Raw genomic sequence first — 16,947 nt, 5'->3', positions numbered from 1 at the left:
TGCGCCGGATCGCGGGAAGCGGCTGACCGGCGGCAACCAGCGTGTCCATGGTGGAACGATTTCCGCGCTGTACGGTCAGTCCGGCCGCGCGGAAGGCGTTCACGGCAGGACGTCTACGCGAAGGTCGCCACACAGCGGAACGAATACCCAGCGCCGTTGAAGCCCGGGGAATCAATATCAACACGGATCGGAGAAGTATTATGAGCTATGCGATTGTAGGATTCGGTAAGATAGGCCAGGCCCTCGCCCACGCCTTCGCCCGTAAAAACATCGACGTGACCGTCGCGAGCCGCCGGCCGCCCGAGGCGTTGGCGCCTCAGGCTCGGGCGATTGGACCCACGGTCGTCGCCAAGTCGCTGCGGGAAGCACTCGAGGCCGACACAATCATCTTGGCGGTCCCGTTCGGGGAACATCGCGAGGTTGCGAAGGCCCTGCCGGGCTGGAAAGGCAAGACGGTCATCGACGCGATGAACGCGTTTCCAGTCCCTGATAAGCTGGACGGTCTCCCGTCCTCCGCCTTCGTCGCGAAGGCGTTCACCGGCGCCAAGTTCGTGAAGGGTTTCAATCACCTGATTGCGGCCACCCTGGCTGCCGATCCGATCGTCGAGGGCGGGCACCGGGTCGTCTTTCTGTCGAGCGACGACGAGAACGCGATCACTCCCGTGGCGGATTTGGCCAAACAACTCGGGTTCGCACCCGTCAAGCTGGGAAAGCTCAACGAGGGTGGCGCGCTGGTGCACGCACGCGGCCGCACTTGGGGCCAGTTGATCTTCCAGGACCTGTTCAAGAAGGAGCAGTAGCGGATTTACTGTCCACTGTCAGAGGTGCTGCTTGCCCGGACGAGCGGGTCTGCGACTTCCACAACGAGCCGGGGGCCGGGACATTAGAAACGCGCTTTGATGTCCATGGCGCTTCAGTGAGTTCATCCTCTCCCCGCCAAAACCGTCAGAGGCCCGATGCTCAGATGGAAGCAGTCATCACAAGACAAATTCTGATGCTCACGGGATTTCGATGCCACCTGCTGCCGCGTATAGTGCTATCTGCTCCGGTCTCTCTTCGCGTTTTTATGAAACCGGAGCGCTAAATCGGCAAAAATTACCGGATTTATGCGCTCGCTTTGTTGCTACGTCCCAATTTTGACTTTCCGTCCCACCCAGATGTTCTAGACGTGCGCCGGCCTCGCGCATCTGCTTGTCCTGTCATACGTGATGTCCTCAGGTACAATTTTCGCACCGCTTCGATAGTGGCAGGATTAATCAGCTTGTTATCTTCCAAGTCCTGAGGACCTGACATGGCAAAGATTAAACTTGCGGTATTCGTTATGGCGACGGCCGGAATCGCCTTCACCGGGCTTGCCGCGACAACGGAAGTCGCAAATGCCGTCGTTTATTGCACCTATATCGGTTACCCCGCCGGATGCGTCGCGCGGCCCGGCGTTCGTCTCGTCGCTCGGCCAGTCGGGGTCGGCGCCGTCACGGCGCCTCGCCCCGGAAATCGCAACGGCGGTGTCAACAGGGTCGGCGTTCGTCGCTAACGCCAAACCCGTTTCCGGAAGCTGACCCGACCCCAGTGCAGGCTCAATATGAAAGCAGTCCGGTCGGGCACGAAACGCAGTCGGGAGGAGGATGCCCGTGTCGGCACTCTCTCGTACCAATTCTGGGAGTGCGCGCGGAAGGGCTTTCGTAAAGAACGTTTCGACCACGGTGCTGCCTGAAGATCAGTTCGACGCGTGCTGCACTCGGTTCTCCAAGGCGGCAGCGTCCGCGCAGTTCAAGCTCGAGTTTTCCTCGTGGGAATTCGGTGACGTCGTTCTTACCCGGACACTTTATGGCGAAGCTCCAGTCCGGCATCGGCGGCACAGATCTCGACCTCACTTATGCGTCGTGCTCGCCCATCCCGCCTCACCTGATCCCAACTCGATTTTCCCTCAGCAGAGGCAAGGCAATCTCGGCTACCGTTCCCTCGCCATGCAAGGCCAAGCTGAAGACATGGAAGTCCTGACGCTGTTCCTGCCTCAGCACTTTTGCCAAGAGGAACTCGCCGATTTTGGAGGGGCGTGCGATCTGGAGCTCAATCCTGAGCTGAGAGTATTGCTCGCGGACTATCTCGAGAATCTGGCACGGCAATTGCCGCATATTTCTGCGAAGGACGCCCAAGGAATCGCCGCCGCAACGCTTTCGCTGGTGGCGGCTTGCATTGTGCCGCGTGGGAAACGCTCGATCACTGCGAAGGCGTCCTTTCCTCTGATCGAGCGTGCGCGGGCCTTCATTCGGCAGAATATGGCCTCGCCCGAATTCGGCCCCGGACGGTTGGCTGACCTTATGGCGATGTCTCGCTCCAAACTTTACCGTCTGTTTCAAAACGCCGGTGGCGTCGTTCACTTCATCAATCATGAACGGCTGATCGAGGCACATCGCCGCCTCATATCTCGCAATGCTCCGTCGATCCACGTCATCAGCGATGAAGTTGGCTTCGTTGATCATTCGACGTTCAGTCGCGCGTTCCGGCGTCAGTTCGGCTACAGCCCAACCGAGGCATGCGAGAGGGCATCTTTCAGTCTAACCTGTTCCTGGTCCGGAGAGGCAGATAGGATCGATCGGTGCCTCCAGGCGGAGGTCGGCCGCCCCAGGGGCTGATGCCGACGCAGGCGTGGCCCGGCCGTCAACCGGACGACCCCGGCGAGCCGGGATGGGTTATCGAGACGGTCGTTGCATGGAGAGATGGCGTTGTCCCCGTCTACGTCCTTCCGTCATGGGAGGATCGCGGGTTTGATGAACTTTCAGGCCCATTCGAAACCAAAGAAGAAGCTGAAGACGCTCTGGCCAGGGCCTCATTGTGACCGGGCAACGCAAAGAGGGCGTTCCCATCTCTGACGATAAGCGGGAGAGATGTAGAAAATGAGCACGCTCGCACGCGCCATTGAGATCGCCGCGAAAGCGCACGATGGCCAGAGGGACAAAGCGGGGGAACCGTATATCGCACACCCAATGAGGTTGATGGCGCGATTTCTCGCGTCCGGTCAGGAACAGAATGCGATCATCGCGGCGCTTCATGATGTTGTCGAAGACTCTGATTGGACGATCGAAGATCTGCGCCGAGAGGGTTTCACCGAGAATGTCGTGTCGGCGGTCGACGCACTCACTCGACGCGATGGTGAAGAGTACATCACTTTCGTGCGTCGGGCCGGCCGCCATCCACAAGGCCGGTCCGTGAAGGAAGCCGACCTGTTGGACAATATGGACGAGGTGCGACTGTCGAAAGTGCGTGATCGTGACCGCCTGATGCGGAAATATGCCGCCGGCCTTCGTGCGCTCAACGAAACGCCACTTATCCCTTGATGCGTCTCAAATCAGCGCGCGGCGTCCGTCAAACCGCGGGCTATCTGCTTGGCGATCGCTTCAGCTTCAGCGGGCGTCCATTTGTGCGCCGCGCTTGCGGACCGCCTGCCCTCATCATCCTCGAAATAGACATAGGCCAGAACGTGCTGGCCAGCGTCCAATATTCGGGGGACCTCTCCGATCTGCTCCGGTTAAATCTGCTTTACGCGTTCGAGGGTGAGGCCGGATTTGGTCCAAACGGAAGATGAGCACACCCTCTTATCTGGTTGGCGAGTGGCCGTTAACGGCATCGGCCACGCTCGGGTCTACGGTGCGCCCGAATAGCGTAACTTCGAACCAACTGTTCGAAACGCTATTGGCCTGGAATTCACTCCTTGAGGAGCGAGAATCCTCTGATTATGCAGTGCCGCAATGTCTCTAAGCGAATTGCGCTGGGCCAACATGTGTATCGGCGCGGCTTGTTTCCCATTGGGCGCCGAAGCTAGCCTCCGCAATTTCGAGCGTAGGGGCCGTCAAATTTATCAGTTATTTGTTGCCTGTAGGATGTAGCCCTTCGGCGTGGGCCGCCTTGCGGTGGCGCGTGCTGAGTGAAGAAATAGGCGTATGGATAGTCATACGCCTATGCCGAAGCTCTCTCGGCTTGAAGTGATCACGACGGGGTCGCGGCGGCGGTGGACGCCGGAAGAGAAGCTCCGGATCGTCGCGGAGAGTTATTCTGGTCACCGAGCGGCATCTTCGACGGCTCGGCGGCATGGACTGTCGAGCAGCCAGCTTTTCGCCTGGCGCAAGCTGGCCCGTGCAGGCCGCCTATCGGAGATAGACGAGCCAGGCTTCGCGGCGGCGATCATTGTCCCGGAGGCGGCTGCGGCGCTGGAGCGGTCGGCTTGTTCGGCTGGAGCCGGACGTATGGAAATCATCATTGACGACGTGCGCATCCTCGTCGATGCGAGCGTCGATGGTGCAGCCTTGGCCCGCGTGGTCGCTGTCATTGGGCGGCGATGATCCCGGTTCCGTCGAACGTGCGGGTGTGGTTGTCGGTCGGCCGGACCGACATGCGCCGGGGGATGACGGGGCTGGCGCTTCAGGTTCAGGAGGCGCTGGGCCGGGACCCGCACGCTGGCGATTTGTACGTCTTCAGAGGCGCCAGGGGCGATCTGATCAAGATCCTTTGGCACGACGGCCTGGGCATGTCGCTCTATGCGAAGCGGCTGGAGAAGGGCCGCTTTATCTGGCCGTCGCCGGCCGACGGCGTGGTCGCAATCTCGGCGTCGCAGCTGGCCTATATGCTCGACGGTATCGACTGGCGGAACCCGCGGCACAGCTGGCGGCCAAGCAGCGCCGGATAAGGTCGGGACGCTTCATTTTTTAGGAGTCAGCGAGTGGGATTCATGATTCACTTCTTGTCGTGGACGCCGCTCTTGCCGACTTGCCGGACGATATCAACGCGCTGAAAGCGGCGCTGACGATCGAGCGCGCGAAGACGCGGGACGTGGCCGCGGACCTGGCGGTGGCGCGCGCGAAGGCGTCCGAAGATCTGGCCTTGATCGCCCATCAAAAGTTGCGGATCGCCAAGCTGGAGCGGCAGATCTACGGCCCTCGCTCCGAACGGTCGCAACGGCTCATCGACCAGTTGGCGCTGCAGTTCGAGGAACTGGAAGCGAGTGCCACCGAGGATGAGCTGGCTGCGGAAATTACCGTGGCCAAGGCCACGGTTGTGGCAGGGTTCACCCGCAAGCGCCCCGAACGGAACACCTTCCCCGATCACCTGCCGCGCGAGCGTGTGGTGATCGATCCTCCGACGGCATGCGACTGCTGTGGCGGAACCCGACTGCGCAAGCTGGGCGAGGATGTAACCCGGACTCTGGAAGCGGTCCCCCGCCAATGGAAGGTGATCGAAACCGTGCGGGAGAAGTTCACCTGCCGGGATTGCGAGAAGGTCAGCCAGGCGCCGGGCCCCTTCCACGTGATCCCCAGGGGATGGGCCGGCGCCAACCTGCTGGCGATGATCCTGTTCGAGAAGTTCGGCCAGCATCAGCCCTTGAACCGACAGGCCGAGCGCTATGCCCTGGAAGGCGTACCGGTCAGCCTCTCGACCATGGCCGACGCCGTGGGGTCGGGCTGCGCGGCACTCGACCCGGTTCTGAGGCGGGTTGAAGCGCATGTCATGGCGGCTGAACGCCTGCATGGCGATGACACCACCGTGCCGGTTCTGGCCAAAGGCAAGACCGATACTGGACGATGTTGGGTCTACGTCCGCGATGACAGGCCGTTCGGTGGGGCATCGCCGCCGGCGGCGATGTTCTATTACTCCCGCGACCGCAAGGGCGAGCATCCCCAAACCCATCTGGCCGGATATACCGGGCTGTTCCAGGCCGACGCCTTCGATGGGTATCGCCAGCTCTATCTGCCTGAGCGAAGTCCCGGGCGGATCCTGGAAGCAGGGTGCTGGGTTCACGCCAGGCGCCCGTTCTTCGCCATGGCCGATCTTGAGGAGAACGCCCGGCGGCAGGCTGCGGGCAAGAAGACGATCGCCCTCTCTCCCCTTGCGGTCGAGGTCGTGCGCCGCATCGACGCCCTGTTCGAGATCGAGCGGCCGATCAACGGCAAGAGTGCGCAGGAGCGCGGGACAGTTCGCCAGGACCTGAGCAAGCCGCTTGTCGATGCGCTTGCGGTCTACATGCGCGAACAGCGTGCCAAGCTCTCCCGCGGCCACGACCTCGCCAGGGCCATCGATTATATCCTCAAGCGCTGGGCAGCCTTCACCCTGTTCCTGGATGACGGGCGGGTGTGTTTGTCGAACAATGCAGCCGAGCGCGCGCTGCGCGGCATCGCTCTTGGAAGAAAATCATGGATGTTCTGCGGGTCAGACCGGGGAGGTCAACGCGCTGCCGCCATGTACAGCCTCATCGTCACGGCCAAGATGAACGACGTCGATCCTCAGGCCTGGCTCGCCGACGTTCTGGCCAGGATCGCCACGCATCCAGCTCATCGGATCGACGACTTGCTGCCCTGGAACTGGATGCCCAAAGCATCCGCCATCGCTGCGGCGGCGGCCTGACATTGGCCCCGGTTAACAAGGTCCACCATGTCCATACCATTGCCCGCGTCGCCGAAATGCTCGGTGAGGACGAGGACTGGCTGTGGGACGTGGCCAATGAAATGGACCAGGAGGACGGCGTGGTCTGGGTCTATGGGCCAGGCGATGACAGCGTCATGGCGTTCACAGACTTCGGCATCGAGACGCTCAAAGGCCTCGCCGAAATCTACAAAGCCAATCCTCACCTGCTCACAAGATCGGACGACCCGAAATAGCCGTACTGCGGCCTACGCCGCATGGTTACTGTAGGATTAAGAAAAATGTCGATTATGTGGGGTCAATCGCATGCCGGTTTGCACACGAATAACCCGACACCAATCCGCTAAGTTCACCGAAAATCGGACTCCCAATGGCTTCATTGCCGACCAGAATCGTGTCACGCGAGCTAATGGGGTCCCTGACTACGGGTTCCGCCGAGGAGACTCGGTTTATTTCGAATATGCCCCTCCGGCGATCAAAGCCCCGCTGTGGCTGACGTGAGGAGGTGCTGTTCTACCCGAAAAGAGCAATCTAGCGAGATAGCGCGGTCTTCACGACGTCATAGCGGGAAGCGCGCGGCTGCCGTGGCCAACCGCCCACTAACATTCAACCCGGACCTCTCGGCGGGGGCGGATCAACACCACTCGCCGCTGGCGAAGAACCAGAGGCGCCGAGGCGCCGAGGCCCCCAATGACGCGTGCGGGGTGAAATCACCATCGCCAACGGCTACTCGACAATGCCAACGGTTTTTAGTGCCTGCACAAGTTCTGGGTGCATCTCAAATTTCCAATTCACGCGCTCTGTCTTAGTCCCGCTAACTTCGTTGGCGAGAGCGCTGATCAGAAAATCCGATCCATCATGTTCCATTTTCTTGAAGGTCAGCGAAAGCGCCTCACCGACCTTTCGACCCAACTTGCCGTAATGGAGATTCGCCGTCCCGTAATCCGACCATCCAGCAGCGCGAGCGAGCTCGCCTGCCGTTTTGATTCCGGCTGCGTTCTCCGCCAGCATCGCGCGCTCGTACCGCTTTAGAAGTTGGGTGCGAAGGTACGTCTCATACTGTTCAGCAGTTGCGATGTGGGTTTCGCGTCGGCCCTGCTTTGCAGCAGCAAAGGACCGATCAACCCAGGCACGGGCTGCGATATAGGCGTCGTCCATTGTATCGCCTGTGGCGATGTGATGCCGCTTGTCGCCCAGATTAATCGCAACCTCGCATTTTTTGCGAAGCGTGCTCCCCTTGAGCTCGAAGCCCTTATATTTTTCGGGCATTATTTGTTTGATCCCCCCATTAATTTTTGGGGCAAACCATACAGATCGGCGGGTCTAACACCAGTACGATAGGCGCGCCGATGTAGACGACTTTTGTCGGATACCCGTTCGTCACCGGTTCCGTCACCGAGATCTCCGTCGCTTGCGTGAGATCTTACTCGGCGGTCGCGCCGATGGCGCCGCCGCACGCCTAGTGGCGTCTCGCCTCAGGTAGCGAGGCGGCTAGACAAGATCAGATGACGCCGTTGGCTTGGAGCTGCAATCGGATAGGGCTTGATAATCCTCGACTGCAGCTCTCAGCATGCTCAATTCGAGGCGTTCGGAATCGCTGATCTTCCTGAGATCCTCGATCTGGCCAATGCGTTCGAGCACCACACGGTACTCCTCATGATTTGTGATCGCCACGGTCGGGGTTTCCGGCCAGCGTTCGGCGCGAGCTTCACATCGGCTTTGGCACGGCGGCACGGCGGCGACCTACTGCGTTGCTCCGAGCGCGCGGAAGCGGCGGTCGCGTGGCCATCGCGGACCACAAGAGTTGGAAGGCGCGTGAAGGCGCTTCCGTCCCGCGCCAGATGCGGACGTTGGCGCATTGCCGAAGAAGCAGACGCTACGAGTGTGCTGACAAGAGTTCGGCTCTCGACCCAAGCGAGACGTTCGCGGCAGAGCGCCAGATTGGGGAAGATGGCCCATTCCGGACTCTGACAACGTCTGCTCTCAGACAGTCTGATGCGTGCGCCGGCCAGGGCCGGAAGCTGCCCGTCCGCTATGTTCGCATTCAGCAGATTGTGTTGAAGAAGTCGGCGCTGGGTAGACTATCGATTGAGGCTGGGTGGCTTTGTGAGAGAGGCCTTCGCCCTCATGCCGCCCGTGGCGGCGCTCCCACCGGCATCAGCTTCGCCATTTTCCTGAGGTTCTGGGCAGTGGCTGCGAGGAGGAACTCATCGCGGGCACCGCATGGTCCTCGCAGTCTCAAGCGGTCAAGTTTGAGGATGCGCTTCAGGTGCGCGAACAGCATCTCGACCTTCTTCCGTTCGCGTCGCGAGGTGACGTAGGCATCGGTGGCAGCGATGTCGCGCGCCATGTCGCGGGCGCCCTCGTGGATGGAGCGCAGAAGCTTGCGGGCAGGTTCTTTCGGACAGCAGCGCGGCTTCAGGGAACAGGCATCGCAGTCGCGCTTGACGGCTCTGTAGCGCATGAGGCCTTCACGATCGATGCCGTCGCGCGGCACCGCGAAGGGGCGGCGAAACTGCCGAAGCTCCTTGCCGCCCGGGCAGATGTAGAGATCGCGATCATGATCATAGGCGAAGTCGGATCGGCTGAAGGTGCCGTCCCGACGCTGGGATTTGTCGAACACGGGAACATGCGGCTCGATCCCGCGCTCGTGCACCAGCCAGGCGAGATTGTCGGCTGAGCCATAGGCTGCGTCCGCGACCAGCTTCTCGGGCCAGGTGCCGAACCTGTCCTGAGTGCGCTCGATCATGGTCCGCGCGGCGCCGACCTCGGCCTGCCGCACAGCCGTGGTCGCCTCCACATCCATGATGACGGCGTGCTTCAGGTCGATCAGATAGTTGGTCGCATAGGCGAAGAAGGCTTGCCCGCCATGGGCAGCCGTCCAGCGTGCGGCAGGGTCAGCTGGCGAGAGGAACTTGGGCACGACCGGCGTCGCCGCGCCGAAGGCCGCATCGTCCAGCACGGCCAGATACTCGCGCACCGCATGGTTGGCGGCCTCGGGCGCCAGCCCATCCTTGCCGGGCACGCCGTTCTGGCGATTGGCATCGGCCTTGATCAAGCTGGCGTCGACCGCAAATCCCTCGCCTCCGACCAGTCCTTCCGCCATGCAGCGTCCAACCGTCGTCTCGAAGACCTCGCGCAGCAGATCGCTGTCGCGGAAGCGACCGTGCCGGTTCTTCGAGAAGGTGGAATGGTCGGGCACATCCCCCTCCAGGCCAAGCCGGCAGAACCAGCGATAGGCGAGGTTCAGATGGACTTCGTCGCAAAGCCTGCGCTCGGAGCGGATGCCGAAGCAGTAGCCGACGATCAGCATCCGGATCATCAGCTCGGGATCGATCGAGGGCCGGCCGGTGTCGCTGTAGTAGGGACGTAGATGCGCACGGATGCCGGACAGATCGACGAAGCGGTCGATCGAGCGCAGCAGGTGGTTGGCCGGGACATGCCGCTCAAGGCTGAACTCGTAGAACAGTGCCTCCTGCGCAACCGTCCGCTCGCCCATCATCGCGCCGCCCTCCGCCCAAGGACGACTGAATCAGAACCTCAGGCTCGCAGCAACACCGACTTCTTCAACAAAATCCACCCAAGTTGAACGTTGACCGGTGGGGCGTGGGAAGACCCGAAATTAGCCTATTCCAGATTCACCGAACGCCGCGCTGATAACCGAGCGGGGGCTTCCAAGTGTTCGTGGCGTTCCTTGTCTGGTCGGAGGGCAATGGTTATCGCGTCGAATAGAGCCGAATTCTGCAGAGGTTTCGAGAGAATGGCGACAATATCCGAATGGTGAGCCCACTCCTGATCCCCATCGTGCGCGGTAATGACGATCGTCGGGATATGGATGTTGGCCTCGATCAAGCGATGGTGAAGCTCAGGGCCGGTCATGCCCGGCATCATTACGTCGAGGATGAGGCAGGCGGGTGTCCCTTCGGAAAAGGCCGCCAGAAAATCGTAAGCTGATTTGAATATTTTCGTCTCGTAATCGTGAAATCTCAATGTCCGGCTCAGGGATTTCAACACGGACGGCTCGTCGTCCACGATAGCGATCCAGGATAGACATTGCCCCATGGAGCGGAGGCTGACGCAGTTCTTGCTTATTGTCTACCGAACTGTTGGATCGTATGTGAACGATAGTCGAGACGAGCGCAGCTTCCTACCCCACCCATCTCGGCCTCACACCGCATTCCGCGCGCGGACCTTAGGGACAATAGTGGGAACAGCGCGTTAGTGGCAGCATTGTCCAGCAGGAATGGACTTCCCTATATTCCTTGAGAGCGATGTCCAAGCTGGTTGAGGCCTTGGCCATGACGCTGACCCAGAGGCGCGGTCGTGCACGTTTGATGCTGCGCTTGCCTCATTGGCGTGTCGCCTTTGATCAGAGCCGCGATCCGGCGTTTCTCGATATCTGCGAGGCGTACGAATTGACATGCAATGGGCTTGAATTCTGGCGCAGTTCGGACGCGCCCACGCGCTCTGAACGGATTGCGGAATACCACGAGCTGGCAACCTCATTGGAATTGGACGCGGAGGCCATGGCGACCGCCTGGACGAAAATCGGAGAACACGATTGTTGAACTAGCTCAGCGCCAACAATCTAGAGATCGCCGCGGCTGTCTGGCCATCGGGCCCAAATTACATGCATCGTCGAAGGTCCCCTAAGGAGCTACCGAGACCGCCCCAAGGCTGTCCGCTCCTGGGCAACCCCTCAATGTCGGAAGTTGTTGCGGAAGAGACGTGAGACGGGCGGAGCCGCCCGAACAGACTGTAACTATTCCGTGACCGCTTCGTTCGGAAGCAGCTTCAACTCTCCAAATTTCTTTGACAAAGAATTGGACGGGATACATATTAGAATCCAGCGTCATGGTCTATCGCTAAATTCATGCCTCTCCCGCCAAACTCTTTTGGGCGTGCCATGATCTTAAACCACCTCTTTGACACTAACGTAATATCTGAATATTCAAATATATTAGATTTTAAATATGTATTAATTCATTCTACAGTTCATATTCAGGACATAGAGAATGACAACTAAGGCACATTTAAGATCCTATTTATTGACTTCTTACCTCAATAGACAATGGCATAAATTGAGCCTCGCCAAGCAATACACGCTGGCGAGTTCAGCCCTCGTCGTCGTCGGCATGCTGACCCTGGGAGGGTGGGTTTCCGATATCATCGAGACCATCGTCACGGAGAATGCAGCCGTCGCGACGGCCCGGTACATGGACAACTTCGTCCAGCCGCATCTTCAAGCACTGCCCTCAGCCAACGTGCTGTCGCCCGATAGCAGTGAAGCCCTTGACGACGTGATGGAGACGGCGGCCGTCCATATGCGCGTCAGCGCGATCAGGGTCTGGGCGCATGACAACATGCTCGTCTACAGCACTCGTAAGGACGAGATCGGCAAGACACTCGCGCCGAAGGAAAGCTTGAACGCTGCATGGCACGGCAAGATCTCCGCCGAATTCGATCACCCCCACATCGAGGAGCATGACAAGGACCACGCAAGTCATACACCTCAGCTCGAAGTTTACTCGCCGATCCGATCGAGCGCGGGCATGATCATTGCCGTCGCCGAATTCTACGAGAATGCCGAAGAACTCAGGCAGGCCCTGATCCAGGCACGAGAGCAGAGCTGGATCGTCACGGGAGTCGTGACGATTCTGATGATTGGAGGCTTGTTCTGGATCGTGGCTCGCGGCAGCACAACGATTGAAAGGCAGCAAATATCGCTCCAGGAGCGTGTCGAGCAGCTCTTTCAGTTGCTCGCGCAGAACGAGGATTTGCGTAATCGCCTGCAAGCATCGGCACACCGCACGACGGAGCTCAATGAGCGGTATTTGAGGCAGCTTGGATCCGACTTGCATGACGGCCCTGCCCAAATGCTCAGCCTGGCCCTGCTCAGGCTTGATGGGTTGAAGCCCCGGAACACGGAAGCGGACGACGAGGCCAGGAAACGGAGCAACGCACACTCTACGATCAAGTCGGTATTGTCTGATGCGCTGAAGGAAATCCGCAGCATTTGCTCTGGCCTGACGCTTCCTGAAATCGAAAAACTCTCGCCGAGATCGGCCTTGTTGTCGGCGGTGCGCGCCCACGAACGGCGGACGCTGACATCTGTCTCCATCGACATCTGCGATCTACCGAATGACATGGATCACGCCACCAAAACCTGCTTGTACCGTTTCATCCAAGAAGGCCTGAATAACGCTTTCAGACACGCGCGCGGCATGGGCCAACAGGTGAGCGTGCGATCAGACGGAGCGCTGATCACTGTCGAGGTGACGGACCAAGGCCCGGGTATCGAGCCCCACCGAAATCATCCCAGCGACGTCCACCTCGGCCTCACCGGCCTCAGGGATCGGATCGAGATCCTTGGCGGAAGCCTGCATGTCTCAAGTTGGCCGAACAAGGGAACACGCCTGACGACACGCCTCCCCCTTCAACCGACAGGTGAAGCTTATGGCTGACAAGATCCGGATTGCCGTCTTCGACGATCACCCGCTGTTTCGGGCGGGTGTCGTGCACACCTTGGCCTCCGAGCCCGACCTGGAGGTCGTTGGGCAGGGCTCATCGGCCCATGAGGCCATTCAGACCACCCGGGAGCGGCTGCCAGATCTCGTCTTGCTGGATCTCGACATGCCAGGCGGCGGCATGTCGGCCATCGAGGCGATCGTCACCCATTGGCCGTCGGTAAAGACCGTGCTGCTGACGGTCGCGTCGGATGAGGAACAGGTCCTCGCCGCGATGCAGATGGGCGCTCAGGGCTATATTGCGAAGGGCGTCAGCGGCGTTGAACTGGTGAGCACGCTCAAGGCCATCCATAGCGGCCAATCCTATGTGTCACCGGAACTTGCGGCCAAGGTTCTGACCCAGATGAAGAGGCCAAACTCCAAGCGAAATGCGGCGGCAGACCCGTTCGCGGACCTCACGGGCCGCGAGGAGCAGGTTTTGTCCTTCGTCGCGCAGGGCCTGACCAACAAGGAAATCGGCAACTCCCTGTCCCTCAGCGAAAAGACGGTCAAACATCACATCACGAATGTCCTTCAGAAGCTTCACGCCAGGAATCGCGTGGAAATAGCCCTTATGGTCAACAAAAAATCGCCCGGAACACAAAACATCAACGCTCGATTACTTTAGTTGCGGGAGATAAATACACATCAATCTTGATATCCATTGGGATAACAGCGATATAACGCCATTCCGAGGGGGGCGCGCCAAGCAGACCCTCCGGCCATCGATTGCACCCCAGACCAGAATGCCGGCGGCATTCGGCTGGCCCATGAATTCCGAGCATTTGCGGCATTGCAGGGCCGTCTGGCGGACACCTGCCGGAGCCTTGGGCGCGGTCGCTCGGGGGCAGTCAAACCCCGCGAAATGCACGCATGACCTGATCCGTCAGGGGCTTCGTCAGATAAGACATCACTGTCCGACTGCCTGTCTGGACGAATGTCTCGACCGGCATTCCAGGAATGATCTTCAGATTGCCGAGACGCTCGCGCTCTCCGGGCGTGAAGTTGATACGGGCAGGGTAATACTGGGCCCCGGACCTCTGATCCTGCACCAGGTCCGCGGCAATCCGATTGACCACCCCAAAAATCTCGGGAGTTGTTCTCTGGTTGAACGCAGAGAGACGGAGCATCACTGTCTGCCCGGCGCGGAGTTGGTCGATGTCCTGGGGCGCAACCTTGATCTCGACGGAGAGATCGTCCTCTTCAGGCACGATCAGCATCAGCGTGTCTCCCGCAGCGACGACTCCCCCGATCGTATGGACGTTGAGCTGATGGATCGTACCGGTCTGCGGAGAGCGGATATCGATACGCTTCAACTGGTCTTCGGCCGCCACGCTTCGTTCCGTGAGCTCGACGGCCCTGTCCTGAATCTCGCGCAGTTCCTTGGCGACCTCGCTCCGCAGATCCTGGTCGATCTGGATAATCTGCATCTCGGTTTCGGTTATCTTCCCCCTGGTCTGGGCGACCGAGGCGATCATGGCACCGCGCTCGCCATCCAATCGCGCGTCCTCGCGTGAGAGGGCGGTTACGCGACTGAGCGAGACCAGATTCTTGCGCCATAGCTCCTGCACTCCATCAAGCTCCTGATGGATGAGGACAATCTCCTTGCCCTTGGCCTTGGCCTGGACTTCAAGGCCGTCGATCTGCTCGCGCAATTGCTGGACACGCTGGCCCAACTGCTCCTTCAGGCCGGCGCGAGCCAGGCGCCGAAGGTCGAACAGGCCTTCCTCGCCGTCGATGAGCCGCGCCACGTCCGGCTCGGCCACCCGTTTCATGAGGCTATCGGGAAAGACGAGACGGTCGCGGCCGTCGCGCTCGGCCTCCAGGCGCGCCTGGCGCGCGCAAAGCTCGTCGAGCGTCTTGGACAGCATCGCCAGGTTCGACTTCGCCACCGTTTCGTCAAGTCGAATGACCACCTCGCCGGCCTTGACCTTGTCGCCGTCCCGGACATTGAGCGCACCGACAACTCCGCCGGTCGGGTGCTGTACTTTCTTCGCATTCGAGTCGACGACAACCACCCCTGCAGCGACGACTGCTCCGGACACCTCCGTCCTCGCGGCCCATCCGTAGAGCCCGCCCACAAGGATGGTCGTACCGGCGAGGCTTGCGAGCAGGTGGCGCCTGATCGACCGGCGGGGGTCTGTTGCGGTTTTCGGCGACATGGATCAGTTCTCCACTGCCTTGAGGACGGCCGCGGCCGGGAGCGGCACAGGGCGCGTCACCCTGGACAGAACCTCGTCCTTCGGACCGAAGGCCTGTGCCCGCCCTCCGTCCATCATCAGGATCATATCCACCCCCGCCAGCGCACTCGGGCGATGCGCAACGACCACGACGATGCCGCCGCGTGCCCTGACCCCGAGGATGGCCTGCGTCAGCGCGGTATCGCCCTCGGCGTCGAGATTGGAATTGGGCTCGTCGAGCACGATGAGGAACGGGTCGCGGAACAGCGCCCGAGCAAGACCGATCCGCTGGCGCTGCCCCGCCGACAGGGCGGCTCCGCTATCGCCAATTTCGGTTTCATAGCCATCAGGCAGACGGAGGATCAGGTCATGCACGTTCGCAGCCTTGGCTGCGGCAATGACATGCTCCGGATCGGCAGCCGGGTCGAAGCGCGCGATGTTCTCGGTCACTGTTCCCGCGAAGAGCTCGACATCCTGCGGCAGATAACCGAGATACCCGCCCAGATCTTCATCAGGCCAATGCTCGAGGGCAGCACCATCAAGCCTGATTTTGCCACGGCAGACCGGCCAGATGCCGACAAGCAGCCGCGCAAGGCTCGATTTGCCGGAGCCGCTTGGCCCGATGACGCCCACGCCCTGACCGGCCTTGAGCGCAAATGAAATCTCCTGGACCAGGAGGCGCCCCTGCCCCGGGGCAACCACCGCAGCGTTCTCGACGCTCAGCGACAGGCGAGGTGCCGGCAGCTTCAACCGTCCGCCCGGCGCCGCTTCGGTCCCCATGACCTGCTGAAGCCTGCGCCACCCCTGCCTCGCGCCGACAAAGCCTCTCCAGTTTGCGATGGCAAGCTCCACCGGGGCCAGTGCCCGGGAGGTCAGGATCGAGGAGGCGATCATGATGCCCCCGGTCGCCTGGCCGTCGATGACGAGATAGGCACCGATGCCGAGAATGGCCGACTGGAGCAGCATGCGCGTCACCTTCGTCAGCGCACCGAAGCCGCCGGAGACATCGGAAGCCCTTTGCTGGAAGGTCATGTGGCGGCTGTTGGCATCGTCCCAGCGCGCACCGATGCGCCGCGCCATGCCAAGGGCCCGGACCACTTCGGCATTGCGCCGACCAGACTCGGTGATCCGGCTGCGGATAGCCGCGGCGCCAACGGCTGACCTGGTCGCATGGCGGGTGAGCATGTCTGTCAGAAGCGTCACGGCGACGAGGAACAGGGCCCCGCCAAGCGCCGCCAGGCCGATCCAGGCGTGGAAGGCAAAACAGACCGCCAGGTAGAGTGGCATCCAGGGCAGATCGAAGAGCGCAGCCGGCCCTCCGCTCGCCAGGAAGGCTTTCATTTGGTCGAGGTCGCGCAAGGGCTGTTGTCCGTCGCCATCGATCCGGCTGCGCAAGGGCTGCCGGAGCACCGCCTGAAAGACATCCTGGGAGAGCTCGCGGTCGAGCGTCGCGCCGATACGCGAAAGGATGCGCCCCCGGCAGAGATCGAACAGTCCCTGGAAGGCGTAGAGCGCCGCCGTGATCGCAGCGAGGCCAATGAGCGTGGGGATACTGCGGCTCGGCAGCACCCGATCGTAGACCTCCAGCATGAAGATGGAGCCGCTCAGATAGAGCACGTTGATCAAGCCGCTCAGGAGCGCGACACCCGCGTACGCGTCCCAGCTCGAAGCGAGCCAGGAAGGGCCCTTCGACGTCATGGCCCCCATATCCCCACCCCATGTGTTGCCGGCGTCAGGCTTGCGGCCGGATCGGATGCGCCTGGGCTCAAGGGGCTTTCCACTCTCCCGCCGCAAGGGGCCTGCCTGGCAAGGGCTTGTCCCGACGACGAGCATCTGCGGCTCCGGTC

15 protein-coding genes are annotated in these 16,947 nt (G+C 60.9%); 10 read left to right on the top strand and 5 right to left on the bottom strand.

The features are described 5' to 3' along the window. Positions 1-200 precede the first annotated feature (200 nt). The 7 genes from AB4118_RS31050 to AB4118_RS31020 all read left to right on the top strand — a co-directional run bounded on the left by AB4118_RS31050 (position 201) and on the right by AB4118_RS31020 (position 6,650). Positions 201-800 carry an NADPH-dependent F420 reductase gene (locus tag AB4118_RS31050; RefSeq protein WP_441493349.1) on the top strand — a complete coding sequence of 200 codons (600 nt, stop codon included), beginning with the start codon at positions 201-203 and terminating at the stop codon, positions 798-800. A gap of 831 nt (positions 801-1,631) precedes the next feature. Then, positions 1,632-2,636: a helix-turn-helix transcriptional regulator gene (locus AB4118_RS31045; RefSeq protein WP_441493348.1), complete on the top strand. Its 1,005-nt coding sequence runs from the start codon at positions 1,632-1,634 to the stop codon at positions 2,634-2,636. Positions 2,637-2,897: 261 nt separating this feature from the next. Then, the gene (locus AB4118_RS31040) at positions 2,898-3,338 is read left to right on the top strand and encodes an HD domain-containing protein (protein WP_441493347.1); all 441 of its coding nucleotides are present in this window, start codon (positions 2,898-2,900) and stop codon (positions 3,336-3,338) included. Between the two features lie 621 nt (positions 3,339-3,959). Next, positions 3,960-4,340 (top strand): IS66-like element accessory protein TnpA, encoded by a 381-nt coding sequence (gene tnpA / locus AB4118_RS31035; RefSeq protein WP_441493346.1) that lies wholly within the window; start codon positions 3,960-3,962, stop codon positions 4,338-4,340. Then, on the top strand, positions 4,337-4,684 hold the full coding sequence (gene tnpB / locus AB4118_RS31030) for an IS66 family insertion sequence element accessory protein TnpB (protein ID WP_441493345.1): 348 nt from the start codon (positions 4,337-4,339) through the stop codon (positions 4,682-4,684). The genes tnpA and tnpB overlap by 4 nt, the downstream gene beginning before the upstream one ends. A gap of 59 nt (positions 4,685-4,743) precedes the next feature. Next, entirely contained in the window at positions 4,744-6,396 is a 1,653-nt protein-coding gene (tnpC, locus tag AB4118_RS31025; RefSeq protein WP_441493344.1) for an IS66 family transposase, read from the top strand. A gap of 56 nt (positions 6,397-6,452) precedes the next feature. Next, positions 6,453-6,650: a hypothetical protein gene (locus tag AB4118_RS31020; RefSeq protein WP_441493359.1), complete on the top strand. Its 198-nt coding sequence runs from the start codon at positions 6,453-6,455 to the stop codon at positions 6,648-6,650. Between the two features lie 490 nt (positions 6,651-7,140). Here the strand turns inward: AB4118_RS31020 and AB4118_RS31015 are convergent, their stop codons facing one another. The 3 genes from AB4118_RS31015 to AB4118_RS31005 form a co-directional block, all read right to left on the bottom strand. After that, positions 7,141-7,683 carry a hypothetical protein gene (locus AB4118_RS31015; RefSeq protein ID WP_441493343.1) on the bottom strand — a complete coding sequence of 181 codons (543 nt, stop codon included), beginning with the start codon at positions 7,681-7,683 and terminating at the stop codon, positions 7,141-7,143. Between the two features lie 856 nt (positions 7,684-8,539). Continuing rightward, positions 8,540-9,916, bottom strand: a complete 1,377-nt coding sequence (locus AB4118_RS31010; protein WP_441493342.1) for a transposase — start codon at positions 9,914-9,916, stop codon at positions 8,540-8,542. A 125-nt stretch (positions 9,917-10,041) separates the two neighbouring features. Continuing rightward, positions 10,042-10,446 (bottom strand): response regulator transcription factor, encoded by a 405-nt coding sequence (locus AB4118_RS31005; RefSeq protein ID WP_441493341.1) that lies wholly within the window; start codon positions 10,444-10,446, stop codon positions 10,042-10,044. 239 nt (positions 10,447-10,685) lie between these two features. On the opposite strand from AB4118_RS31005, the gene AB4118_RS31000 reads away from it, so the two are divergent. From AB4118_RS31000 to AB4118_RS30990, 3 genes are all read left to right on the top strand, one after another. Continuing rightward, on the top strand, positions 10,686-10,982 hold the full coding sequence (locus tag AB4118_RS31000; RefSeq protein WP_441493340.1) for a hypothetical protein: 297 nt from the start codon (positions 10,686-10,688) through the stop codon (positions 10,980-10,982). Positions 10,983-11,429: 447 nt separating this feature from the next. Next, positions 11,430-12,878, top strand: coding sequence for a sensor histidine kinase (locus AB4118_RS30995; RefSeq protein WP_441493339.1), 1,449 nt, complete (start codon positions 11,430-11,432; stop codon positions 12,876-12,878). After that, entirely contained in the window at positions 12,871-13,548 is a 678-nt protein-coding gene (locus tag AB4118_RS30990; RefSeq protein WP_441493338.1) for a response regulator, read from the top strand. The genes AB4118_RS30995 and AB4118_RS30990 overlap by 8 nt, the downstream gene beginning before the upstream one ends. Before the next feature lie 223 nt (positions 13,549-13,771). Here the strand turns inward: AB4118_RS30990 and AB4118_RS30985 are convergent, their stop codons facing one another. Then, a complete protein-coding gene (locus tag AB4118_RS30985; protein ID WP_441493337.1) occupies positions 13,772-15,082 on the bottom strand; it encodes an HlyD family type I secretion periplasmic adaptor subunit in 1,311 nt (436 codons plus the stop codon). Between the two features lie 3 nt (positions 15,083-15,085). Next, positions 15,086-16,798 carry a type I secretion system permease/ATPase gene (locus AB4118_RS30980; protein WP_441493336.1) on the bottom strand — a complete coding sequence of 571 codons (1,713 nt, stop codon included), beginning with the start codon at positions 16,796-16,798 and terminating at the stop codon, positions 15,086-15,088. Positions 16,799-16,947 lie beyond the last annotated feature (149 nt).

The organism is Allobosea sp. 2RAB26 (genome assembly GCF_052115465.1).
Lineage (GTDB): Bacteria > Pseudomonadota > Alphaproteobacteria > Rhizobiales > Beijerinckiaceae > Allobosea.
Note: the sequence above shows the minus strand (reverse complement) of the source record. Positions and strands in the feature narration are given on the sequence as shown.